The sequence below is a fragment of the Vibrio sp. NC2 genome (genome assembly GCF_025195005.1).
GTDB classification, from domain to species: Bacteria; Pseudomonadota; Gammaproteobacteria; order Enterobacterales; family Vibrionaceae; genus Vibrio; species Vibrio splendidus.
The window spans coordinates 65,119-86,961 of the sequence record NZ_JANVFC010000018.1 but is presented as its reverse complement, the minus strand read 5'-3'; the positions used below and the strand labels follow the sequence as shown (position 1 = coordinate 86,961).

Here is a 21,843-nt window from a genome sequence, read left to right as displayed (position 1 = left end):
TCGATAATCTATCTGAGAAATCTAGACTCTTTATTCTCTGAGCTTCTTTCTTTGATCTACAGATACAAAAAAGCCTGCACACTGGCAGGCTTTAAAAGTTTCAAATCACTATCAATTACTTAGTTAGGTCATCGAAGAAGTTTTTCACGCCGCTGAAGAAACCTTCAGACTTTGGCTTGTGCTTGCTTGCCGCTTCACCACAACATGTTTCTTCGAATTCACGCAGTAGTTCTTTTTGACGAGAGCTTAGCTTAACCGGTGTTTCAACCACTAGTTTAACGATTAGGTCACCCACACCGCCGCCACGAACGCCTTTCACGCCTTTGCCACGCATACGGAACATACGGCCCGTTTGTGTTTCTTCTGGCACTTTAAGGTTTACACGACCATCTAGTGTTGGAACTTCAACTTCACCGCCTAAAGCAGCCATAGAGAAGCTTACTGGCACTTCACAGTAAAGGTTGTTGCCGTCACGCTCAAAGATGTTGTGCTCTTTTACGTGTACTTGTACGTACAAGTCGCCAGCTGGAGCGCCATGCTCCCCTGCTTCGCCTTCGCCAGATAGACGAATGCGATCACCAGTATCAACACCTGCTGGGATCTTAACGTTAAGCGTTTTCGTTTTCTGTTTACGACCTTGGCCATGACATGAGTTACATGGGTCTTTGATGATCTTGCCTTTACCGTTACAAGTAGGACAAGTCTGTTGAACCGCAAAGAAACCTTGGCGCATTTGTACCTGGCCGTGGCCATGACAAGTACCACACGTTTGTGCAGAAGAACCCGCTTTCGCGCCGCTACCGTCACAAATATCACACTCTACAAGAGTTGGTACTTCGATTTCTTTAGATACACCACGAACGGCTTCTTCTAGAGAAAGCTCCATGTTGTAACGCAAATCAGAACCACGTTGTGCGCGCGCTTGACCACCACCGCGACGACCGCCGCCAAAGATATCGCCAAACACATCACCGAAGATATCGCCGAAGTCACCTTGGCCACCGCCGCCGTAACCGCCGCCGCCACCCATGCCACCTTGTTCAAAAGCTGCGTGGCCGTATTGGTCGTAAGCTGCTTTCTTTTGAGAATCGGTTAAGATCTCGTACGCTACTTTTACTTCTTTAAATTTGTCTGCTGCGCTGTCATCACCCTGATTACGGTCCGGGTGGAATTTCATCGCTAAGCGTTTGTACGCTTTTTTAATATCGCGCTCTGATGCATCGCGGCTTACGCCTAATACTTCGTAAAAATCACGTTTTGACATGTTCTAGGTCACCAAATAATTGCTACTACCGAATGATCACTTCAGTAGTCTATGTATCAATCTAGATAAAAGTTCTGTCGGCTGAAACGCCGAATAAAGCTATTATCTAGATCGACAAGTCTAAATACAAATTTACGGGCGTGAGAGTTACCTCTGACGCCCGTATCTTTAGAAATCGAAAAACGACTTTTTCTAAGCTAAAACACGTTAGTTCAAGGAGAAGGCACGGACTTTCTTAGCCAATAAAGAGGCAAGTGTAAGTGAGTACCTTCGACGCAGAAATCACGTGTTATAGCGACGAAAAATTATTTTTTGTCTTCTTTAACTTCTTCAAACTCTGCATCAACAACGTCGTCATCTTGCTTAGGTTGTTCACCAGCGTCAGCACCAGCTTGTTCAGCTTGAGCTTTCTGTTGAGCAATTTCCATTAGCTTTTGAGCTGCTTGCATAAGTTCTTGAACTTTAGCGTCGATAGCTTCTTTGTCGTCACCAGACTTAACTGATTCTAGAGCTTCGATAGCTGCTTCGATTTTAGCTTTCTCGTCTGCAGGTAGAGCTTCACCAGCTTCTTCTACTTGCTTCTTAGTGCCGTGAATCATTTGGTCAGCTTGGTTACGTGCAGTTACTAGCTCTTCGAACTTCTTGTCAGCTTCTTTGTTAGCTTCTGCTTCTTGAACCATTGCTTCGATCTCTTCCTCAGACAAACCGCCTGATGCTTGGATAGTGATCTTCTGCTCTTTACCTGTCGCTTTATCTTTAGCAGATACGTTCAGGATACCATCAGCATCTAGGTCGAATGTTACTTCAACTTGTGGCATGCCACGTGGTGCTGGTTGGATACCTTCTAGGTTGAACTGACCAAGAGACTTGTTGTAAGTCGCTTGCTTACGCTCACCTTGAAGAACGTGGATAGTTACTGCGCTTTGGTTGTCTTCAGCTGTAGAGAACACTTGATCCGCTTTAGTAGGGATAGTTGTGTTTTTCTCGATAAGCTTAGTCATTACGCCACCCATCGTTTCGATACCGAAAGATAGAGGAGTAACGTCTAGAAGAAGAACGTCTTTAACTTCACCAGCTAGTACACCACCTTGAACAGCAGCACCCATTGCAACAGCTTCGTCAGGGTTCACGTCTTTACGTGGCTCTTTACCGAAGAACTCAGTTACTTTAGCTTGAACCATAGGCATACGAGTCTGACCACCAACTAGGATAACGTCAGTGATTTCGCCTACAGATAGATCAGCATCTGCTAGAGCAACTTTTAATGGCTCAAGAGAACGTTGAACTAGGTCTTCAACTAGAGACTCAAGCTTCGCACGAGTCACTTTGATGTTCATGTGCTTAGGACCAGTCGCATCAGCAGTAACGTAAGGTAGGTTTACGTCAGTTTGAGTAGTAGAAGAAAGCTCGATTTTCGCTTTTTCTGCTGCTTCTTTAACACGCTGCATTGCTAGTGGATCAGATTTAAGGTTGATACCTTGCTCTTTCTTGAACTCATCTACTAGGTAGTTGATCATGCGGTTATCGAAATCTTCACCACCAAGGTGAGTGTCACCGTTAGTTGAAAGAACTTCGAAAGTTTTCTCGCCTTCTACTTCATCGATTTCGATGATAGAGATATCGAATGTACCACCACCAAGGTCGTATACAGCGATAGTGCGATCACCACCTTGCTTGTCTAGGCCGTAAGCCAGAGCAGCAGCAGTAGGTTCGTTGATGATACGTTTAACATCTAGACCAGCGATACGGCCAGCATCTTTCGTTGCTTGACGTTGAGCATCGTTGAAGTAAGCAGGAACAGTTACAACTGCGCCAGTTACTTCTTCGCCTAGGAAGTCTTCAGCTGTTTTCTTCATTTTCTTAAGAACTTCAGCAGATACTTGAGGAGCAGCCATTTTTTGGCCTTGCGCTTCAACCCATGCATCACCGTTATCAGCTTTAACAATGTTAAAAGGCATGATTTCGATATCGCGTTGAACTTCTTCATCTTCAAAACGACGACCGATTAGACGCTTAATCGCGTATAGCGTGTTTTGAGGGTTAGTAACTGCTTGACGTTTCGCAGGTTGACCAACTAGCGTCTCGCCTTCAGTGTATGCGATTACCGATGCTGTTGTGCGTTCGCCTTCAGCATTTTCTAATACGCGTGGTTTGTCACCGTCAAGAACAGCAACACAAGAGTTAGTAGTACCTAAATCAATACCAATGATTCGACCCATCAGGCTTTCTCCGAATAAATTCTATTTAGTTTTTTGCTATACCCACTATGTGGGGGGTAGTAATCAGGGATTCAACCCTAATACACAAAATTTAAATGCAAATGTATTTTGCTTTCGTATGCACCATAGATAAGGGCTGCAAACTAATTTTCAAGGGAAATAGGTAAAAAAAATCTGTTTTTCCCCCTATCTTTCTACTTAAAGGTAAAAAGTGGCTTACCCCTTACTGCTTAAGGCTCGAAAGTTGACATATTCACGCGTTCATCTTCATAAATAAAATGTCTCCCTATTCTATCTCGCATAAAAAAAGACCTTCATATGGAAGGTCTTTTTTCAACTAACAGCGAGTCGAACCGTTATTGATTCGGCACTATTTTTGATTCAGCAATATTATTGATTAAGAACTAACTGGTAGAAGCTTGCTTGGGTGTAGTCACCCGCTTCCATACCACGCCACTCACAGGCAGAACTCGACTTCTTAGTATTACACTGGTTATACGCACCCGCTTTGAAGTACATCCAGTCTTGACCGTAACCAAGATCGATATCGTGTCCCTGATATTTACCCTTTGCCAAGTCAACATCATAGGTCTTCACAACAGGTTCGGCTGAGTTTGGATTTTTAGTAAAGGTTAAGTGCATGATGTTATCTTTGATATTCACATCATATGAGAACACTTCACCTAGCTTGATACCATCAGTAGGATCCGAGCTGCCTTTTTTCAGATTGTATTGGCCAAATACATCATGGCGAATGTCTTTACGAAGCTTCTTACCATTTTCATCCTTCGCATTTTTCATCTCTGTCGGCGGATTTAATTCATAGTTCCACGTTAACGAACCATGCTCATGCTCTGGCAATTTGCGGTAAACAATTTTCAGAGGTTCATTATCCGACCCATGGATTTGACCAATAACCACAGAGAATGCACCGGTTTTCTTATAGTTACCGCTGGTGCTCACCTGATCAACAGAAAGTGTTGCCGTCATCTGCCCACCGATAGAGCCAAACTCTTCCGCGTTCTTATGGCTTGAAATCGCGAAGTTGTTGCTCGGCGCAGAGTAGCTATCCGCTAGCATCGCTCTTAGCTCACTACGCGTGTTTTTACTGTTTGGCGTCGTTGGAGCTGTATTCGGAGCCACAAACACCATCGCACCAGACTCGGCATCCGTGTAGAACCATTTAGGGTGAACGTAAGGCGTGTCTACATTCGACAGTTCCTTTTTACCAATCTCCAACGTTTTACCTTTTCTAGACCCTTCAGTCGTCAGCTCCGGTAAGTTAATTTTCCATTTAGATAAATCGAAGTTTTGTGCTGGTGCTTTTGCAGGGTCAAGATTGAACTGTTGACCAATATCGTGATTAGAAGCAAGAGCGGGAGCGGCTAAAAGGCTGGCAGTCAGTAGACTAAGGTAAGACAGCTTCATTATTGGGTTTCCTTTATGTCGTCATAATGTAGGTTGCCAGAACAATAAAATAATATTGTATTATTATATGTGATCTATATTAAAGATTGAAAACTGATGGCCAATTCGGCACGAGTAAAAAGAAAAAATGAGACTTAACACCAATCAAAGATATTTTTAGCCAAGTTATCAGATAGCCCAAAGCACTTATCATCAGAAACAAAAAGCCCCGCTCTCATTGAGCGGGGCTTCTAATTATCAAATCTTAATTAAGAATTATGCTTCTGCTTTCTTTAGCTCAGCTTCTTCGTTAGCTTCAACGCCGATTTCGTTTTCAGATTTCGCTACGATAGTGTTAACCGCAGTATCACCAACAACGTTAGAAGAAGTACAGAACATGTCACAGATACGGTCAACAGCAGCAACAATCGCTAGACCTTCTGGTGGCAAACCTAGTTGGTGCAATAGAACACCGACCATAACCACACCACCACCAGGAACACCACCAGCACCGATAGACAGTAGCAAGATAGTTAGACCTAGAGTAAAGATATCAGCAGTGTTGATTGGCTGACCGAATGCGTTTGCTACGAACATAGTTGCTAGTGCGATGTAGATAGATACACCAGACATGTTCATTGTTGCACCTAGTGGTACACCGAAACCTGCCACTGACTTAGATACGTTCAGTTTGTCCGTCAGAGTACGCATTGTTACTGGAATCGTCGCGTTCGAACTTGCAGTCGATAGTGAGAAAAGGATTTGCTCACGAGTTGCACGTAGGAACTGCTTTGGAGAAATACCAGTGAATGAACCAACCATCATTGGGTAGAAGAAGAAGATCCAGAACACAAGCATTGCCACAACAAGCGCGACATAGCCAGCAACTGACATTAGCGTGTTTGCATCAAGTGTTGCACCTAATTGAATCATCAGAGCAAATACACCGTATGGCGCAAGGCTCATTACTAGGCCGATAAGCTTCATCATGATTTCGTTAGCCATCTTGAATGTCTTGATAGCTGGGCCACCACGAGAATCAAGAGCTTGGATAGCAAGACCAGTCAGAATAGCCATGAAGATGATTTGCAGCATGTCGCCACTTGCAAATGCTTCTACAGGGTTGCTAGGAACGATATTAACAACAAGAGAGAAGATATCTGGCGTTTCAGTTGTTGTAAGCGCAATTGTCTCAGAAACTGTACCCGCTAGATTCGCACCAGCACCCGGTTGGAAAATAAGACCAATCGTTAGAGCAGCTGAAATCGCGATGATGGTGTTAATAATGTAAAGACCAAAGGTTTTACCACCAAGACGACCGAATGAACGAATATCTTTTAGCTCAACGATACCGCAAACAATAGATACGTATACAAGAGGTACTACAAGCAACTTGATAAGTGATACGAACATACCACCAGCACCTTCAGCAGCGCCGAGTAGGTACGTATCAAAAATAGCAATGCCGCTGAATAGGTACTGAATAGCAGTACCAATAATAAGGCCGGCAAACAAGCCTACAAAAATCTTACTTGAGAGCGATTTATCCATCGTTCTTCTCCAGTTTGTTGTGTTTAAAAATTGTACTTTTATAGTTATATATGCGACCCAAATCGCTATATTGCAGTGGATTTTACATACAAAGGTAACAATTAAAAGCATTTATTTACAAAAACATTACAAGTGTGACATCAAAACATTTCTTCATTAACAACCAGTTTCATAATATAAAACTCTAAATCACTGTTCTGGATAAAATAAAAAGAACGACATTCTTAATGCGATTTTGGTGACTATTCACGTGGACTCTCAAGTTACAGGCATAAAAAAAGAGAGGCATATGCCTCTCTTTTCATTTCACGTTAACCAGTGAATTGTTTTGTCGCCGCTATTGTCTTACTTCACAACTGTAATAATCGACTGCTTAGCAAGCGGCTACTCAATTACTTAGCAACCATTACCATTGCAGGGCGAATAACACGGCCGTTAAGCTCGTAGCCTTTCTGCATAACAAACATCACAGTGTTTGACTCGTGGTCTGGGCTTTCTTGAATCGACATTGCTTGGTGGAATTCAGGGTTGAATGCTTCACCTTCAGGGTTGATCTCTGTAAGACCAAATTTAGCCACTGTATCTACGAACGTTTTGTGAGTTAGCTCAACACCTTCAAGAATCGGCTTAACCGCTTCGTTCTCAGCATCTGCAGCTTGTACTGCACGCTCTAGGTTATCGATAACAGGTAGTAGGCCTTCAGCGAATTTGTTTAGCGCGTATTTACGTGCTTTATCCACTTCTTGCTCAGTACGACGACGCATATTCTCAACTTCAGCCTTTGCGCGAAGAACAGAATCTTGCTGCTCTTTCACTTTAGACTCACTAGAAAGCAGTGCGGCTTCTAGTTGAGCAATTTTTGATTCCTGCTCATCAGCCGCGTCTTCATTCAGTTCAGCTTCTTCAACTTTCTCAGCTTCAGCAATGATCTGATCTAGCTCTTCTTCGGTTACTTTGTTTTCTTCGTTGCTCATGATATCTCCAGAATTCGTTTTCAATGCCAGTGACAGGCGTGTTTGCGCCTCAAATTGATATAAAACACTCGCATAGACGTTCAACTTGCCTTTATTATGGGGATGAAGAATTTTGATTCAAGCCTAATTCGTTTGGAAACGTTATGAAAAAGCCATTTGAAGTCATCGCAATTATTGGTAAACCTCGAGATCAGCAAGCAATTCAGACTCATAGAGAGCTCTATCAGTGGTTAAGTACTGAGGGTTATCAAGTGTTTGTTGATGATAGGCTCTCCAGCATTTTGGACGATATCCCACAAGAACATTTTTCTAGCCTGATTGAATTGGGTAAACGTGCCGATCTCGCAATTGTTGTGGGTGGTGATGGAAATATGCTCGGTGCCGCTAGAATCTTGTCACGTTTCGACATTTCAGTGATAGGTGTTAACCGAGGTAATCTTGGTTTCCTAACCGATCTCAACCCTGAAAACTTCCAGAGCGCGCTGACTGATGTGCTTAAGGGAGAGTTCATGGAAGAAGAGCGCTTCTTACTTGAAACTGAAATTCATCGTCACGGCCAGATAAAAAGCCACAATGCAGCCCTTAATGAGGCTGTACTACACCCCGGCCAAGTCGCGCACATGATCGAGTTCGAAGTGTATATCGATGACAGCTTCGCCTTCTCACAGCGCTCTGATGGCTTGATCGTCTCAACACCGACAGGTTCTACCGCTTATTCGCTTTCTGGCGGCGGCCCTATCCTGTCATCAAGCCTAAATGCTATCTCACTAGTGCCAATGTTCCCGCACACCCTTTCAAGCCGCCCACTGGTGGTGGATGGCAAGCGTCGAATCAAGCTTATCGTATCGCCTGATAACCGCGGTACACAGGAAGTCAGCTGCGATGGCCAAATCTCGCTACCGGTTTCTCCTGGCGACGAGATCCATATTTACCAAAGCCCGAATGTGCTAAAGCTGATCCACCCTAAAGACTACAACTACTACCATGTTCTACGTAACAAACTAGGCTGGTCGAGTAAGCTGTTCTAAAAGAATAAACGCTCCAGTGGTAACCGAAAACTTGAAAGGCTGACGACATTCGTCAGCCTTTTTTATTGCCGATTAAAAGCCCACCGCCTCTACCTTTACGCCAATCCACCACATCGTCATTCCCAAGAGGGAGGAACGACTGAGTTGGGAATCTATAGCGGTTTCAGTGATCTACAGACAACCTCAATTCTGAGATCGGTCACAAAAAATTTTCACCTGTCGACTTTACTGTATAAAGAAACAGTATATACTGAGCTTATATACAGTATTGTTCAGTTATACAGGTAAATAAAAATGCTGGCTCATCTAAGTGTTAATAATTTCGCTATTGTTAAGTCTTTACAGCTAGAACTCTCTAAAGGCATGACAACAATCACCGGAGAAACTGGTGCGGGTAAATCTATCGCTATCGATGCTTTAGGCTTATGTCTTGGGGGAAGATCCGATGCAGGAATGGTTCGACAAGGTGAAGAAAAAACCGAAGTCAGTGCCGCTTTTTTACTTGAGAACAATCTGCACGCTACTCGCTGGTTAGAAGACAACGAATTGCTTGATGGCAGTGAGTGCATCCTGCGCAGAACCATCTCAAAAGAAGGTCGTTCTCGTGCATTCATCAACGGTAGTCCTGTCCCTCTTTCGCAATTGAAATCACTTGGACAACTGCTGATCAACATCCATGGTCAACACGCGCATCACCAGTTGATGAAAAGCGATTACCAAATGGCGATGCTTGATCAATACGCAGGCCACTTGAACCTGTTGAAATCGACACGTAACGCTTACCAAGCCTGGCGACAAGCCGATAACCACTTAAAAGAGTTACGTGAAAATAGCCAGCAAAACCAAGCTCAAAAACAACTTCTTGAATACCAAATCAAAGAGTTAAATGAGCTGTCTATTGGGGAGGAAGAATATGAAGACCTCGAACAAGAGCATAAGCGCCTCTCCAATAGCGGAGAATTGGCCACAACCTGTCAGCAAGCTATCGAGCTTATTTATGAAGGCGAAGAAGTTAATGCGCTTGGTATTCTGCAATCGGCCAATAACTCCCTGATTCAGTTAGCTGAGCTTGATGAAAGATTGGCTGAATTGCCGAGCTTACTGTCTGAAGCCATTATTCAGATTGAAGAGACCAATAACGAATTAAGAACCTACCTAGACAGCATTGATGTCGATCCGGGTCGTATGGCTTACGTTGAAGAGCGTTTCTCTAAAGTGATGTCGATGTCTCGTAAGCACCACGTGTTACCAGAAGAGCTTTATAAGCACCATCAAGACTTATTACAACAAGTTGAAGCGCTTGATTGCTCGGATGAAAAACTCGAAGACTTAGCAAACGAGGTAGAAAACCAATACCAATCGTTCGTTGCCAAGTCAGAGAAGCTTCATAAATCTCGAACTCGTTATGCAAAAGAGCTCAACAAACTGATCACGCAAAGCATGCACGAACTGAGCATGGAAAAAGCGCAGTTTGCCATTGAAGTGAACAACACAAACACACACCCTTCTCCATTGGGTATGGATAACGTGACCTTCATTGTTTCGACCAACCCAGGCCAACCAATGCAGCCAATTGCTAAAGTGGCCTCTGGTGGTGAGTTATCACGAATCTCACTGGCGATTCAGGTGATCACAGCGCAAAAAGTGGATACACCAAGCCTGATTTTCGATGAAGTCGATGTGGGTATCAGTGGACCAACGGCTGCGGTTGTCGGAAAAATGCTACGTAAGCTGGGCGAATCTACGCAGGTAATGTGTGTGACTCACTTACCTCAAGTTGCCGGTTGCGGTCACCAACAGCTGTTTGTTGCGAAGAACACAAAATCAGGTAAAACCGAGACTCAAATGCACACGCTTGATGAACAACAACGCGTTTCAGAGCTTGCTCGACTGCTTGGTGGCAGCCAAATTACCGAATCGACACTGGCCAATGCAAAAGAGTTATTAATCGCAGCTTAGGTTACATATTCGGCAACTTTCTGATAATTTACCGAAAATTCTTGGCAATTTTGCAACTTAATTCAAAATTGCCAGTCATAACAAGCTCAAAGCGCAAGGAGCTTTTTACTTCTTGCTGGAGCTTGTTTATTATCAGGCAGTATTTTAGCGAAGAAAGATCTCAAACTATGCGAATTAAAAAGTGGTTAGTTGCAGTTCCACTTGCACTAACAATGTTGACCGGTTGCTCTCTACTAGAGAAGTTGGTTTATCGAATTGACATCAATCAGGGTAACTATGTTGAACAAGAAGCTGTCGATCAGCTCAAGTTTGGCATGACAAAAACACAAGTTCGTTACGTTATGGGCTCACCAATGCTTATCGAAAACGGCTACCCAGATACGTGGTATTACATTTATCACCACCAAAAAGGCCATGAAGACCCTATTCAGAAAAACCTAGTCGTTAACTTTGATGCCACAGGCACTCTAGTAACGATCAACGGTGATTTTGAAGCCAGTGATGAGTTCTTCGAAAGCCTTCGCTAGCTTTCAACCAACAAAGCTTTCCAGTCAACAAAGCTCTTAGCCGATAAAGCTATCAGTCGACAAAGCTATCGGTCGACAAAGCAAGAATCGCAAAAGCCTGCTAACACGAGCAGGCTTTTTAATATCTGCTAACAAATTAGCTGCGTTGTCTAACTAACAGGCACAAAAAAGCTCGCCAATATAGCGAGCTCTCTTCTTAGTCGAATTTGTTTAGCATTACGATTTAGCCGCTGCTGCTTTCGCTTTCGCTTGCTCAGCACGCTTACGACGAATCTCTTTTGGATCGGCTAACAGTGCACGGTAGATTTCGATACGATCTTTATCACGAACCGTCGCATCTAGCTTAACGTTACGGCTGAATACGCCAACCTTGTTTTTCGCTAAGTCGATTTCTGGATACAGTTCCAAAACACCAGACTGCGCAATAATCTCTTCCACAGTCGCGTTTTTGTTCACCACCAAGGTAAACACACGCTGCTCGTGCGGAAGCGCAAACACAACCTCTACGTGGATCATATCCGATTCAATAGTCATGGCTTAATAAACCTGTTTCGCGCGTTGAGTAAAAGCACTGACCATATTGCTCGTCAGCTCATTGAAAACCTTACCAAATGCCATTTCAATCATTCGGCTAGAGAATTCAAACTCCAACTTAAGCTCAACCTTACACGCTTGCTCATCGAGCGGAGTAAAATACCAACCACCCTGCAGTTTTTTGAATGGGCCATCCACCAGCTCCATCAAGATCTCAGCACCATCTGCTAAGCGGTTCGATGTGGTAAATGTTTTGCTGATACCAGCTTTAGAGACATCAACCGAAGCCACCATAGTTGAATCTGAAGATTCGATCACACGTGAACCAGAACACCCTGGCAAAAACTCGTGATAACGAGCAACATCATTGACCAAGCTGAACATCTGGTCGGCACTAAACGACACTAATGCTGAACGAGTAACCTTTGGCATATAGACTCCTGTTAAAGACAGCGTTACATTAACACAAACTGCAATTTTAATTGTATTGGGCCAGAGCGCAAATAAAAAGGATTCCCCAACTAGGGTGCAATCCGTATAATGAGGCCATTATGGCAAAGAATAAATCAAAATCAAAAGCCGGTAGTAATACCATTGCGCTTAATAAGAAAGCTCGCCACGAATATTTCATCGATGATGAGATAGAAGCGGGGCTTGAGCTACAAGGCTGGGAAGTAAAATCCCTACGTGAAGGCAAAACCAATATCGCAGAAAGCTACGTCTACATCCGAGACGGCGAAGCATTCATCAGTGGTATGACGATCACTCCGCTCACTCAGGCGAGTACTCATATCGTGGCGAACCCAACACGTATCCGTAAACTACTTATGTCGAGAAAAGAGCTCGATAACCTTATCGGTCGTATTAACCGTGAAGGCATGACACTTGTCGCAACCGCGCTTTACTGGTCTCGCTCTTGGGCGAAGATTAAAGTTGGCGTAGCGAAAGGTAAAAAGCTGCACGATAAACGTACTGATATGAAAGAAAAAGATTGGGCGAGAGATAAAGCACGAATTATGAAGAGTAATTTGCGTTAATTTTAAGCACTTAAACGCACAGTGCTAGACAGGCAATGCTTTTCTGGTACTATGCAAATAACACTTGGGGCTGATTTAGGATTCGACAGGAATTTTGAAGTCTGAGGTGCATGCCGTGGGGCGGTTGGCCACGTTAAAAGCCGCAAAAAAATAGTCGCAAACGACGAAAACTACGCACTAGCAGCTTAATAACCTGCTCAGAGCTCTCTTACCCTAGCTTCCGCTCGTAAGACGGGGACCAATAAGAGATCAAACCCAAACTAGCTAGCGCGGATTCTCCCACCTGAGAGGAAAAGCGCGAATAACAATTCAGGTTAGCCTTTAACTAGCGTGTCGGTTCGCAGGTTGCTGGTGAAATTAAAGATCGACTAAGCATGTAGTACCAATGATGAATGATTTTTGGACGCGGGTTCAACTCCCGCCAGCTCCACCAAACGTTTGGAAAGGGCCAACTCGAAAGAGTTGGCCCTTTTTTTATGTCTCATTTGAGGATGTCTTTTTACATTAGTGAACGTACGCACTATATGATTAGATTTTGTGCATTTCCTCTAAGCCACTCTTTATGCTCTTTATAGTCGGGCATGACTCGTTCAACTTCTTTCCAGAACTGTGGCGAATGGTCATGGTGGATTAGATGACAAAGCTCATGCACCACTACGTAATCAACAACCCTGTTGGGAGCCATGACAATCACCCAGTTAAATTCTAAATCACCGTAAGGGGTACAACTGCCCCATCTACTCTTAAACTCTTTAGTACGAACAACTCCCGTTTCAACGCCCACCAACGATTCGTAACGCCTTACCTTCTCTCGAATCTTCTTATCAGCATGGCTGCTTATACCAATTCGTTAAAGCTCGGCGAATATAGTGCGTTTGTGTGGATGGGTCGGGAACGGTGACCGTAAAACGTCCATTAAGTAGTTTTGTAGGCTTTAAGTCGCCTTTTAGCACTTTTAAGCGATAATTCCGCCCTAAGTATGGCAATGACTCACCTGACACATACTCTCGCATTGTCGTAGGGCTGGTGGGGCAATGAAAGAGTGCAAACACAACAAATCATCGATGCAATCCATGATTTGCATAACATTTCATATTAATATCTATTTTTTATGCAATTAAACACCCGTGATGTATGTAAAATATCTATTACGTAAACAAATCATGAGCAGAGCACTATCAACAACGATACCCCGAAGCCCAAATTGGCTACGCCCTCTTTAAAACACTATTTACAGCAGGCTGATTGGACATTAAGTCGCTTGCTAGGATTTATTTTAAAAGCGTTAATTTACATTTTCCTCGTCAGTATGAGTATTGCAGTCATCAGTTTTGAATTACTCAATATTTTTGAATATCAAGATGGGTTCTCTGATGTATCAACCATCGAGATTATCTTTTTTATCTCATTTCTTGTGTTGCTAAAACGCTATTGGGTATATACAAAACAAACCTCACTTCGCTGGTGGCATATCATTAGCACCCCGTTTTTATGGCACGGAAAATTCATTACGGCTGCGTTACTTTGTGCCAGTACGATTGTTTTTATTGACCTATTCGAAGGTACCGAGCACTTTAAAAACCTGTTATTGCTAGAGCAAAGTTACGACCAAATCTTTTCTTTCAGCATTGTATTACTGTGCTTGTATATTGCAGTTCCAAGCCAGGATCTGATTCTAAACCCAGGCTCAGACACCCCATTAGAAACCCCATTAGAAACCCCAAATAACGACAACGATACTAAACAAGCACAAACGGACGCTGAGGTAACAAATGCTCAATAAAAAACACGCCATGCTTGCTATTGCACTAGCGATCTTACCAATGGTTTCCAATGCTAAAAAACTCTCTCTGGTCGATAGCTGTGTTGAACTTATCAATATTTATGACTCCAAAAGTTCGAAACGATTGTTAGCGGCACAAACCACATCGCTATCAGAAAGTTTACGTGCAGGATACTGCTTGGGAGTGATTGACCAATATGAAAAGTCCGAATATGGCTGCCGTTCAGATTGGTATGAGCGAGCACAGTTTATTGCACGCGAGTCATTAAAAGATAAGCCGTTGCCAGAGCGAAAACTATTGGAGCTATCGTGTGAAATCTAACGATAGCTACACCTCAACCGATAGCTACATCTCAACGCCTGATGCAATTAAGAAGCTATTCAACATAAAGCTAGCCGAACATAAATCATTCAAAGATTTGGTGTACCCACTAGTAAGAAGCAAAGGTTTCTTTGAGGTAAAAAAAGAGCCTATGGCGCTGGGCTCAACAAAGAACAACTTGCTCATTGCAAGTAATAGCCTAACCAAACTCCATAATGCCGTCTTGCTACAAGGGTTCTTTGCTGATAGTAAACGAGTCAAAGAGATCTTTTCTCATTCAAAAAAACGCATAGAAGCAGCGGACTTTTTAGAAACAGTCGTCATGGGTAGACAATCTATTCTCGCAGTTGGCATTCAAACGACTGCGCTGTCAGAACTGATCGTAAAATTAAAATCAGAACACATCGACCTGAGTAAAGAAAAATTACCAAACCCTTTTCAAGAGTTACCGCAACTTTCTCTCAATGGTGTAACCAGTGTAATGCAGGCTCTATTGGCTCAAAGCGCCCTGCTGACACAAGGTGAATCAATGATCATGCACTTTTTCAATCAGGATATAGAAAAAGCCTACCTTGCAGCATGCTCTCTAGGAAATACAACTCCTGCGCTGGCTCAATACCAAACCCTTATCAAGCAGAAATACCTCGAAGCCGTCGAGTTCGATGACCTATTAAATAATTTATTAAATTAGTTGTTGCGAGTGCAGTGCACTCAATCATTCTTGCTATCAGTTCATCAGGGAGAGCAAGAATGACTTCAACTAAACAGCTTATTGATACATTCCAATCTCAACTCCCTCCATGCTATGCAGAGCGAGCTTTCAGTATTGAAGCCCAACTCCGAGCTGGAGCTTTATACCCAAATTTAGGGGGTAAGAAGATCCGCTCTTGTCCGACCTATATTAGGTTTAAGTTGGGTAGAGGGTTCCGGTTTGTTTGGCGTGTTGCTCCTGATGGGCTTTATCCCAAAGCAATCACAACTAGGCAAGGATTTGAGCGAATCATTAAACAAATCCGCAAGGCTAGTTATTAAACAAGGAAATTGACAATGGCTAAGAAAATCACACCAGCAGACAATGCAGCAAACATCCCTAATGCCAACAAGGGAACAAGCGGCACTAACCGTCAGTATGATCAGAACAAAGGCAACCGCGGTAAACAACTAAACCCTAATCAACAAGGGAAGAAATAATATGCCAAACTCAAGTGATATGTCTCAAGACGAGCTCGATGTATGGTCAGATATCAACAACCCAAACAACGATGCTGATATGGATGATTGGTCTGATGCACATAACCCAAATAATGATGATTATTTAGGTGATGACTAAGTAATAAGCGGCTCTCTAAGGAGCCGCTTTTTTTAACTTGTTCACAAGGCATTGATGGTTAGCCGTTTAGGCTCTCAATAAAAAACCACACATCCCGTTGCTGAAATGTGTGGCTGTTTAAACTGTTCTAGAACGAACTTAAAGAAGTTTAGGTGTTAATCCATATCACCCAACAAGTAATCTTCATCGCTACTCACTACCGCGCCGTGCTTCAAGAAGTTCTTACCTAGGATCATGCTGTATTCAAAGCGAGAGCGATCTTGAAGGTTTACCCTCACCTCTTTCTCTAAGTCTCCGAGCTTAACCTTCATTTCTACTACAGGGCGAATGTTCACCTTCTCGCCTTTCTTGGCTTTAATGCGCATTACATCAATCACTGGCTTGGTGAAATCTTTCTTATCGCCTTGGTTGTTTTGATAGGTAAAACTCACCATGTCTTGGCCATCTTTCTTAAATCGTTTGATGTTGACTGCATTCATTGAGCTCACATCCGCGCCCGTGTCGAGCTTGGCCGGGAACTTCATGCCGTTCACTTCAACCACTTCAATGTGCCCAACTTTAAACAAAGGCTCAGCTTTCAAAAGATAGTCAGAGCGAGTGTTCACATACACACCGTCTTTTGCCATCTTCTTGCCTAAAATAAAGTACGCTTCTTTCTCATTCGTATTGAGTACATCGATGGCAAATTCTTGCGTACGAACGTTTCCAGAGACCGCAAACTCACCACTCACAACCGGACGAGTATCATCACCGACTTTAAGCTTCTTAATAATTGGCTTGGTCACCTTCTGCTTCTCACCGTTTACATCCGTAAGGTAAAATTCAACGGAGGCATCTTTGCCTTTACCTGTCATTTCAAAACTGTCGACCTTCAACAAAGGCGTGTTGACAGTGAATGAGGCAACGGCCTTTAGAGGGAAGTCATCAAGGGTGATGTCCTCTTCTGGAGAAATAACCAAAGGTTCACTCTTTTTAGCAACATCACTAAAGCTCTCTGAACCTTCAGAAAGAATATTTTCTGCATTGGTATCAATCATGAAGAGTTCACTGGCGGTACTGGTACCAAATCTCAACTGCGACTCACTACTCGAGCGCTCACGTAGGTACACCAGAACGTCTTTAGTTGTGTTTTCATCGAGTTGAACCGGCACATACACCAAAGGCCTTTTCTTACCACTCACGCTTAACATGCGAACTAATGGCAGTGTCATCTCTTTCTGCTTGCCATCGTTGTCGAACATATCAAACGTCACTTCACTGTTCTTCTTATCTACATCGATGTCTTTTGCATGAAGGATGCTGTAGCGATTTTTTAATGAGAAGGTCGCGTTCATCGCCATTCCAGAGATAGACACCACCTCTTTTCGGCCAACAACGGTCGCGTTTTCCTGCTCTTGCAAGTAGTCATAGCCCGCAAACACTAAAGCGTTGTCAGCAAGGAAGGTTTTGCCGATCAATACTGGCGCAGAGAAGTGGCTTCTGTCGGTCAGGTTAACATCGGTTTTTAGCTCTTGGTCTGCAATGGTGAGCGACATTTTTACGGTAGGACGAAGTAAAGGTGTGCTGCTGGTGCGGCTTCGTATCATGCTGACACGCTCTAAAGGCGCTTCGATTAATACCATATCTCCCGTACGTGGGTTTTGAACCTTAAAAGACACCACAGCTTCATATTTCGCAAAGGTACTGCCATCCCAATCATCGTAATCAACATCGGAATTATTCAACAAGTCTTCGGTTAACGCCGCCATCAACTCTTTGTCTTTAAGATTCTTGTAATCGGCATTCGTGCTCTTCACATGAATGTCTTCCGCATGCATAGAAGTGGTTTCTGCACCGGTATCAATTTTACCAATGAAAGGAACGTCTTTAAGCCCTTGAACGCTAGAGAGGTACACATTCTCTGTACGGCCTAATACCGCCTTACCATCGAGTTCGTAAGTCGGGTTTTGAGTGGTAGGTGAAGTATCAGTAGCCAAAGTATATTGTGAAAAAAGTAGAGTGCTTAAAAGAGTTAGAGCCAAAGGTATCTTTTTCATTAGTTGGTCCGTTGTGATCAGTTCACTAATAATACTGGCGATTCGGTAAAGAGTTCCCCCACCAGTAATGGTTCTCACAAAACGTTAACGCTATGAGTTTTTCAATGACAAACCGATGACTTTGCGCTGCATTCGCTTATCGATTATTGACTAATGGATACCCAATAACCTTTTCAATGCTCGGTGTTCTATTGGAGAAATGAATACAAAAAAGGCCAACGACGAGCGCTGACCTTAGCTATTCAAAACACACCTGAAGCGAGTTTAACTTGCTAAAACACAAACGGTTCTAGATAAACATAGCACTAAAAAGTCCCGACTGTTTTCTTTGCACAGATAGCCCGAGCTTTTTCTGCGTCCTCACCTTTATTTTTGAGATAGCACTGTCGATAAGATTCGACGTAACGCTCAAATAACACCTTGGCTTCAGGTTTTGGTTTAAAGAGCAGTTGATTGACGAACTTTCTTGAGCCGACCTCAAAATGTTGAGTATCGATGGGGCTATTCCAATCCCCTCCCCAGATCATAAATCCGTGATGGGCAAACAGCGCCACTACATCTTCTGCCATGCCGCTGCGTTCTATTTCATCACGCGCACGAAAGCGAGTACGGTTCACATAACTTGTCGCAGATTGTGAAGGCTTTACCGTTATTTTTCCGTTGCTATCGAACTCTAAGAAAGGGTTTTGAACTGGGTTGATGTCGATTGCCACACCATAGGCATGCTTCGACCAACCTCCTCCGCCTGTAATAGGACGAGCGTTAAACGCACTGCTGTTGTTCGCGTCCATTGAGGCGTTATCGTCACCTCTGAATTCACGCATTAAGCGAGCAGAATGAAGAGGGAAATTGCGCTGTTTAAGCTCTGAAAAGATTTGTTCAACAGCAGGCGCAATAACATCAAGCACGATCATATTGCCCTGTTGCATTTCCCCTTTGAAATTAATGAAATCGAAATCCACCTTAGATAGTCGCTCACAACCAACAGGCGCGCCACTACTCAAGACATTGTTCTTTTTCATCGTGTCGCATTGCCATTGAGATATAGGGGCAACTTGGGCATAAGTCGCAGCACTGAGCACAATGGCCAGCCAGCCGACAATAAAACGTTTCATATCAAAGACTCAAAAATAGTAAGAGTGAAAAGTAGCAGAAGTTGGAAAATAGCATATTAAGCCAAGTTGAGCGCACGCTTTGTTAGCGCGCTTTACTCCAATAGACAATCTCTCGAACTCGTCCGTTCTGGTCGACATCCGCTTCTCCACCAACATCAGAAAGTTCAGGTAAGGTCGATAATTGCGGAGCGTAATAGGCGATCAACATCAGTACAAAAGCATCGTAAATATCATCTATCGCGACGTCTTTACGCTTGGTATTTGAAATGGCCAACGACAAGCCGTCACACCATTGAGAGGCGAGTTGCTGAATAATAGAAAGCCGTTCCTCTTTACCTTCTTGCGTTCGTTTTGAAAAGGTCAGCGGTTCGCCTTTCAAAGCTGCAAACACCACCTCAGGATGTGATTCCCTGATAGAAAGATTAGGATGAATTTCAATGAGCTCATCAAGCTCACGGATCTTGGGCACAATTCCCCAAGTCTGTTTAGAAAACTTCTTATCAAGCTGCTCCACATTAGCATCACACGCTGCGATGTAATCGGTTTGGTAAACCGCCTCACGACACGGAACAGGAAAAACGGAAGAGCCACGCTTGTTGGTTAGAAAGCGCCTTGCTGCTTTATCGCATAACCTATCTGGAGTGAGCGAGTCACTAAAGCCAATCGGCATATCGATTAACATCGTCGAACCTGCAAATTCATCAACCAACTCATCGAGGGTGTTTACCACTTTAAACGTAGGTATCTCATTGCCAGAGACAATCCAAGCGATCCAACCCGCCTTGCAGCCATCAATTCCGATGTATTTCATTATGTTCTCGATGATTATTTTGTTGAGGGTTATTTGGGATAACTAGCCCACTTAATGATCAGTGCCACTCACTAATCAGCAGTCTGCTTTTTACACCACGTACCTGCAAGCCCATTGCATCGAACACCTCTTCAAAGTCTCGACACTTCGCAGGGATGTTAGGTAACGAAAGAGCGGCTTCTGAAAAGAATTGTTGTTCAAAATGAGCCGAATCGTTCCAAGCGAGTTGCCACCACTCTAGAATCCGCGACTTAGACGAGCGTAGCTTTTCAGCCGTAGGAACTTTGTCACTTTTACTTAAGTTCTCTTTGCTTGTAGTAGGAAAGAGGTTCCACTTATCGTTGTTTGGCCAGTAAGCGAAAGGCAAACAGTGATCAACGTGATACTCATTTTTTAATGATTTTCCACTCCATACGCTAACAATGTCGGCACGATCATATCTAAGTTGCTCGACACGTTTACGCACATCGCGAGTATCATGGTTTTGATCGATCCATACCAAGCAGTCGTGATAAGTCTGTAGTGAGATACTTCGCTGTCGGTTCAACTCGAAACGCTGCATCTCCATGACCCATTGATTCACCACCAGTGGTTCAATCCAAGAGTGGTAGATTCTAAAGCACTCCCATAAGCTTTCATCGAGAGTGAAATAACCAAAGCTTTCTAAGAACTCACTATCAATGACCAGTGATTCTCGGCTCTTCCGTCGTTTGTGAGGTGGGTATATATCGAATAGTCGGTTGTCTTTCGAGCCTTGATAAATGAAAGTCACAGGTCCTGATTTAATGGTGCTGATCGTTTGTGAAAATAGCTTTTGTAGAGCCTTAGCTTCATCGCCGAGAAACATAGCGCCTATCGCTAGATCATCAGCACTTAAGTGTTTGAGTTTATTCCACCCATCCTCTTTTACAAACCCAAGTCCTTTCATTGTGTTGCTATTTTGCTGAATCCCGACGCCTTCTATGTCGATATCAATCAAACGCTTAAACTGCCTTACCCAATACAGAGCGACCAAGCCCACTGGTAGAGAAATTTTCCCATCAGTTCGATCAATCACAGCGCCTGAATGAGCATCCGCAATTCGCAGTAACGTTCTCAACAAAGCCAACTTGTATGTGGCCGACTTGTTGTCATTCACAATAATGTGGCGCACCTTGTTCAAATCACCGGAGCCATCGTCTGGCAATGTCATCACCACGGTTTGCCACCACACTTCACTGCGGTTCAATGTATCTTGGCTATCATCAACATGACGAACCAACAAGGCGCTGTTTTTTGATAAACGCTCGAGCTCTTCAATCGAGACTTCATAACCTTGTCGACTGTCTTGAAACTCCCCATGACGCAGAGTGATCACCAACTTGCCATTTGGAGCCAGCAAGTTAGACAACTTTCTAAATGCACGCTCTCGATGAGACGAGGCTAAGTGCATCCATACTGCGCTCACCAATATCAAGTCAAAACGCATTCCGAGGTTTTCAGTGCGGCCAAGCGAGGGAAGTGAATCATCAATCCAGGTAACACTTGGGCTTGTATATTTAGAGCCTTGTTCGCGTAATAAAGCACTTGGTTCTATCGCAATAACATCAGCTCCGGCTTTGTGCATCCATAGCGCATCACGACCACTTCCTGCACCAACATCTAGTACTTTATCGCCCTCTAAAGGCCAATAAGCTTGCCAGCTTTTATGCACCGTCTCGAACGTCACTGAGTTGTACTGTTCACAAAGTGTGTGAGCATTTTTATCGTAAAAAGGAATCGATGAGGACATATGCGCTATTGGGGTAAGGAGTCTATCTCAATAGTAATGGGGAGCTAAGGCGATTGCTAGCAGCTCATGTAAGTTCAGCCACACCAATCAATATTTATCGTTAGTGACTGTTTTATATCAATATCCACCTAATGAGCTCATCAGGCGAGTCACATCACGAATCAGTTTCGTCAGC

Annotated in this window: 22 protein-coding genes and 1 other RNA gene; 10 read left to right on the top strand and 13 right to left on the bottom strand. The window is 43.5% G+C overall.

All coding sequences use genetic code 11. The annotated features are described in order from the left end of the window. Positions 1-115: 115 nt before the first annotated feature. The 5 genes from dnaJ to grpE form a co-directional block, all read right to left on the bottom strand. The gene (dnaJ, locus tag NX845_RS18760) at positions 116-1,264 is read right to left on the bottom strand and encodes a molecular chaperone DnaJ (protein WP_017079898.1); all 1,149 of its coding nucleotides are present in this window, start codon (positions 1,262-1,264) and stop codon (positions 116-118) included. Positions 1,265-1,569: 305 nt separating this feature from the next. Further along, complete coding sequence (dnaK, locus tag NX845_RS18755) at positions 1,570-3,483, bottom strand: molecular chaperone DnaK (RefSeq protein ID WP_004735165.1); 1,914 nt, start codon at positions 3,481-3,483, stop codon at positions 1,570-1,572. Positions 3,484-3,873: 390 nt separating this feature from the next. Next, a complete protein-coding gene (locus NX845_RS18750; RefSeq protein WP_017091481.1) occupies positions 3,874-4,911 on the bottom strand; it encodes a polysaccharide lyase family 7 protein in 1,038 nt (345 codons plus the stop codon). 255 nt (positions 4,912-5,166) lie between these two features. Further along, a complete protein-coding gene (locus NX845_RS18745; protein ID WP_004735163.1) occupies positions 5,167-6,441 on the bottom strand; it encodes a dicarboxylate/amino acid:cation symporter in 1,275 nt (424 codons plus the stop codon). A gap of 392 nt (positions 6,442-6,833) precedes the next feature. Further along, positions 6,834-7,415, bottom strand: a complete 582-nt coding sequence (gene grpE, locus NX845_RS18740) for a nucleotide exchange factor GrpE (RefSeq protein ID WP_017059864.1) — start codon at positions 7,413-7,415, stop codon at positions 6,834-6,836. A 143-nt stretch (positions 7,416-7,558) separates the two neighbouring features. Here grpE and nadK point away from each other — a divergent pair, with 143 nt between their 5' ends. From nadK to bamE, 3 genes are all read left to right on the top strand, one after another. Next, positions 7,559-8,443 carry an NAD(+) kinase gene (nadK, locus tag NX845_RS18735; protein ID WP_004735161.1) on the top strand — a complete coding sequence of 295 codons (885 nt, stop codon included), beginning with the start codon at positions 7,559-7,561 and terminating at the stop codon, positions 8,441-8,443. A 294-nt stretch (positions 8,444-8,737) separates the two neighbouring features. Then, on the top strand, positions 8,738-10,402 hold the full coding sequence (gene recN, locus NX845_RS18730; RefSeq protein WP_065682545.1) for a DNA repair protein RecN: 1,665 nt from the start codon (positions 8,738-8,740) through the stop codon (positions 10,400-10,402). Between the two features lie 167 nt (positions 10,403-10,569). Beyond that, complete coding sequence (gene bamE / locus NX845_RS18725; protein WP_004735159.1) at positions 10,570-10,929, top strand: outer membrane protein assembly factor BamE; 360 nt, start codon at positions 10,570-10,572, stop codon at positions 10,927-10,929. Positions 10,930-11,145: 216 nt separating this feature from the next. Here bamE and NX845_RS18720 read toward each other — a convergent pair whose 3' ends face one another. Then, positions 11,146-11,463 (bottom strand): RnfH family protein, encoded by a 318-nt coding sequence (locus NX845_RS18720; RefSeq protein WP_065682677.1) that lies wholly within the window; start codon positions 11,461-11,463, stop codon positions 11,146-11,148. A 3-nt stretch (positions 11,464-11,466) separates the two neighbouring features. Further along, a complete protein-coding gene (locus NX845_RS18715) occupies positions 11,467-11,895 on the bottom strand; it encodes an SRPBCC family protein (RefSeq protein WP_004735157.1) in 429 nt (142 codons plus the stop codon). A gap of 119 nt (positions 11,896-12,014) precedes the next feature. On the opposite strand from NX845_RS18715, the gene smpB reads away from it, so the two are divergent. Next, positions 12,015-12,500, top strand: coding sequence for an SsrA-binding protein SmpB (smpB, locus tag NX845_RS18710; protein ID WP_004735156.1), 486 nt, complete (start codon positions 12,015-12,017; stop codon positions 12,498-12,500). Between the two features lie 66 nt (positions 12,501-12,566). After that, positions 12,567-12,933: a transfer-messenger RNA gene (gene ssrA, locus NX845_RS18705) on the top strand. Positions 12,934-13,020: 87 nt separating this feature from the next. Here ssrA and NX845_RS18700 read toward each other — a convergent pair. Then, entirely contained in the window at positions 13,021-13,284 is a 264-nt protein-coding gene (locus tag NX845_RS18700; protein ID WP_229649987.1) for a M48 family metallopeptidase, read from the bottom strand. Between the two features lie 40 nt (positions 13,285-13,324). Next, entirely contained in the window at positions 13,325-13,513 is a 189-nt protein-coding gene (locus NX845_RS18695) for a YgjP-like metallopeptidase domain-containing protein (protein WP_244343926.1), read from the bottom strand. Between the two features lie 296 nt (positions 13,514-13,809). On the opposite strand from NX845_RS18695, the gene NX845_RS18690 reads away from it, so the two are divergent. The 5 genes from NX845_RS18690 to NX845_RS18670 all read left to right on the top strand — a co-directional run bounded on the left by NX845_RS18690 (position 13,810) and on the right by NX845_RS18670 (position 15,935). Continuing rightward, positions 13,810-14,283 carry a hypothetical protein gene (locus NX845_RS18690; protein WP_102501608.1) on the top strand — a complete coding sequence of 158 codons (474 nt, stop codon included), beginning with the start codon at positions 13,810-13,812 and terminating at the stop codon, positions 14,281-14,283. After that, a complete protein-coding gene (locus NX845_RS18685) occupies positions 14,273-14,605 on the top strand; it encodes a hypothetical protein (RefSeq protein WP_054542203.1) in 333 nt (110 codons plus the stop codon). The genes NX845_RS18690 and NX845_RS18685 overlap by 11 nt, the downstream gene beginning before the upstream one ends. Beyond that, positions 14,595-15,296, top strand: a complete 702-nt coding sequence (locus NX845_RS18680) for a hypothetical protein (protein ID WP_065682675.1) — start codon at positions 14,595-14,597, stop codon at positions 15,294-15,296. The genes NX845_RS18685 and NX845_RS18680 overlap by 11 nt, the downstream gene beginning before the upstream one ends. A gap of 356 nt (positions 15,297-15,652) precedes the next feature. Continuing rightward, a complete protein-coding gene (locus NX845_RS18675; protein WP_165689831.1) occupies positions 15,653-15,796 on the top strand; it encodes a hypothetical protein in 144 nt (47 codons plus the stop codon). A 1-nt stretch (position 15,797) separates the two neighbouring features. Next, positions 15,798-15,935 carry a hypothetical protein gene (locus NX845_RS18670; RefSeq protein ID WP_165689832.1) on the top strand — a complete coding sequence of 46 codons (138 nt, stop codon included), beginning with the start codon at positions 15,798-15,800 and terminating at the stop codon, positions 15,933-15,935. A gap of 155 nt (positions 15,936-16,090) precedes the next feature. On the opposite strand, the gene NX845_RS18665 is transcribed toward NX845_RS18670, so the two are convergent. The 4 genes from NX845_RS18665 to NX845_RS18650 all read right to left on the bottom strand — a co-directional run bounded on the left by NX845_RS18665 (position 16,091) and on the right by NX845_RS18650 (position 21,668). Next, positions 16,091-17,971 (bottom strand): RimK/LysX family protein, encoded by a 1,881-nt coding sequence (locus NX845_RS18665; protein ID WP_065682673.1) that lies wholly within the window; start codon positions 17,969-17,971, stop codon positions 16,091-16,093. A gap of 305 nt (positions 17,972-18,276) precedes the next feature. Further along, positions 18,277-19,086: a M15 family metallopeptidase gene (locus tag NX845_RS18660; protein ID WP_017079893.1), complete on the bottom strand. Its 810-nt coding sequence runs from the start codon at positions 19,084-19,086 to the stop codon at positions 18,277-18,279. 82 nt (positions 19,087-19,168) lie between these two features. Beyond that, positions 19,169-19,897, bottom strand: a complete 729-nt coding sequence (locus NX845_RS18655; RefSeq protein WP_065682671.1) for a DUF429 domain-containing protein — start codon at positions 19,895-19,897, stop codon at positions 19,169-19,171. Positions 19,898-19,955: 58 nt separating this feature from the next. After that, positions 19,956-21,668, bottom strand: a complete 1,713-nt coding sequence (locus NX845_RS18650) for a bifunctional 2-polyprenyl-6-hydroxyphenol methylase/3-demethylubiquinol 3-O-methyltransferase UbiG (RefSeq protein WP_151408800.1) — start codon at positions 21,666-21,668, stop codon at positions 19,956-19,958. Positions 21,669-21,843 lie beyond the last annotated feature (175 nt).

Bases quoted from the DNA above. Each gene is read 5' to 3' on its own strand.
- bamE (WP_004735159.1), top strand. From the start codon at position 10,570: ATGCGAATTAAAAAGTGGTTAGTTGCAGTTCCACTTGCACTAACAATG.
- NX845_RS18695 (WP_244343926.1), bottom strand. From the start codon at position 13,513: ATGCGAGAGTATGTGTCAGGTGAGTCATTGCCATACTTAGGGCGGAAT.
- dnaJ (WP_017079898.1), bottom strand. From the start codon at position 1,264: ATGTCAAAACGTGATTTTTACGAAGTATTAGGCGTAAGCCGCGATGCA.
- NX845_RS18655 (WP_065682671.1), bottom strand. From the start codon at position 19,897: ATGAAATACATCGGAATTGATGGCTGCAAGGCGGGTTGGATCGCTTGG.
- NX845_RS18650 (WP_151408800.1), bottom strand. From the start codon at position 21,668: ATGTCCTCATCGATTCCTTTTTACGATAAAAATGCTCACACACTTTGT.
- NX845_RS18750 (WP_017091481.1), bottom strand. From the start codon at position 4,911: ATGAAGCTGTCTTACCTTAGTCTACTGACTGCCAGCCTTTTAGCCGCT.
- NX845_RS18665 (WP_065682673.1), bottom strand. From the start codon at position 17,971: ATGAAAAAGATACCTTTGGCTCTAACTCTTTTAAGCACTCTACTTTTT.
- NX845_RS18675 (WP_165689831.1), top strand. From the start codon at position 15,653: ATGGCTAAGAAAATCACACCAGCAGACAATGCAGCAAACATCCCTAAT.
- dnaK (WP_004735165.1), bottom strand. From the start codon at position 3,483: ATGGGTCGAATCATTGGTATTGATTTAGGTACTACTAACTCTTGTGTT.
- NX845_RS18715 (WP_004735157.1), bottom strand. From the start codon at position 11,895: ATGCCAAAGGTTACTCGTTCAGCATTAGTGTCGTTTAGTGCCGACCAG.
- NX845_RS18660 (WP_017079893.1), bottom strand. From the start codon at position 19,086: ATGAAACGTTTTATTGTCGGCTGGCTGGCCATTGTGCTCAGTGCTGCG.
- NX845_RS18720 (WP_065682677.1), bottom strand. From the start codon at position 11,463: ATGACTATTGAATCGGATATGATCCACGTAGAGGTTGTGTTTGCGCTT.
- NX845_RS18745 (WP_004735163.1), bottom strand. From the start codon at position 6,441: ATGGATAAATCGCTCTCAAGTAAGATTTTTGTAGGCTTGTTTGCCGGC.
- NX845_RS18670 (WP_165689832.1), top strand. From the start codon at position 15,798: ATGCCAAACTCAAGTGATATGTCTCAAGACGAGCTCGATGTATGGTCA.
- NX845_RS18685 (WP_054542203.1), top strand. From the start codon at position 14,273: ATGCTCAATAAAAAACACGCCATGCTTGCTATTGCACTAGCGATCTTA.
- recN (WP_065682545.1), top strand. From the start codon at position 8,738: ATGCTGGCTCATCTAAGTGTTAATAATTTCGCTATTGTTAAGTCTTTA.
- smpB (WP_004735156.1), top strand. From the start codon at position 12,015: ATGGCAAAGAATAAATCAAAATCAAAAGCCGGTAGTAATACCATTGCG.
- nadK (WP_004735161.1), top strand. From the start codon at position 7,559: ATGAAAAAGCCATTTGAAGTCATCGCAATTATTGGTAAACCTCGAGAT.
- NX845_RS18690 (WP_102501608.1), top strand. From the start codon at position 13,810: ATGAGTATTGCAGTCATCAGTTTTGAATTACTCAATATTTTTGAATAT.
- grpE (WP_017059864.1), bottom strand. From the start codon at position 7,415: ATGAGCAACGAAGAAAACAAAGTAACCGAAGAAGAGCTAGATCAGATC.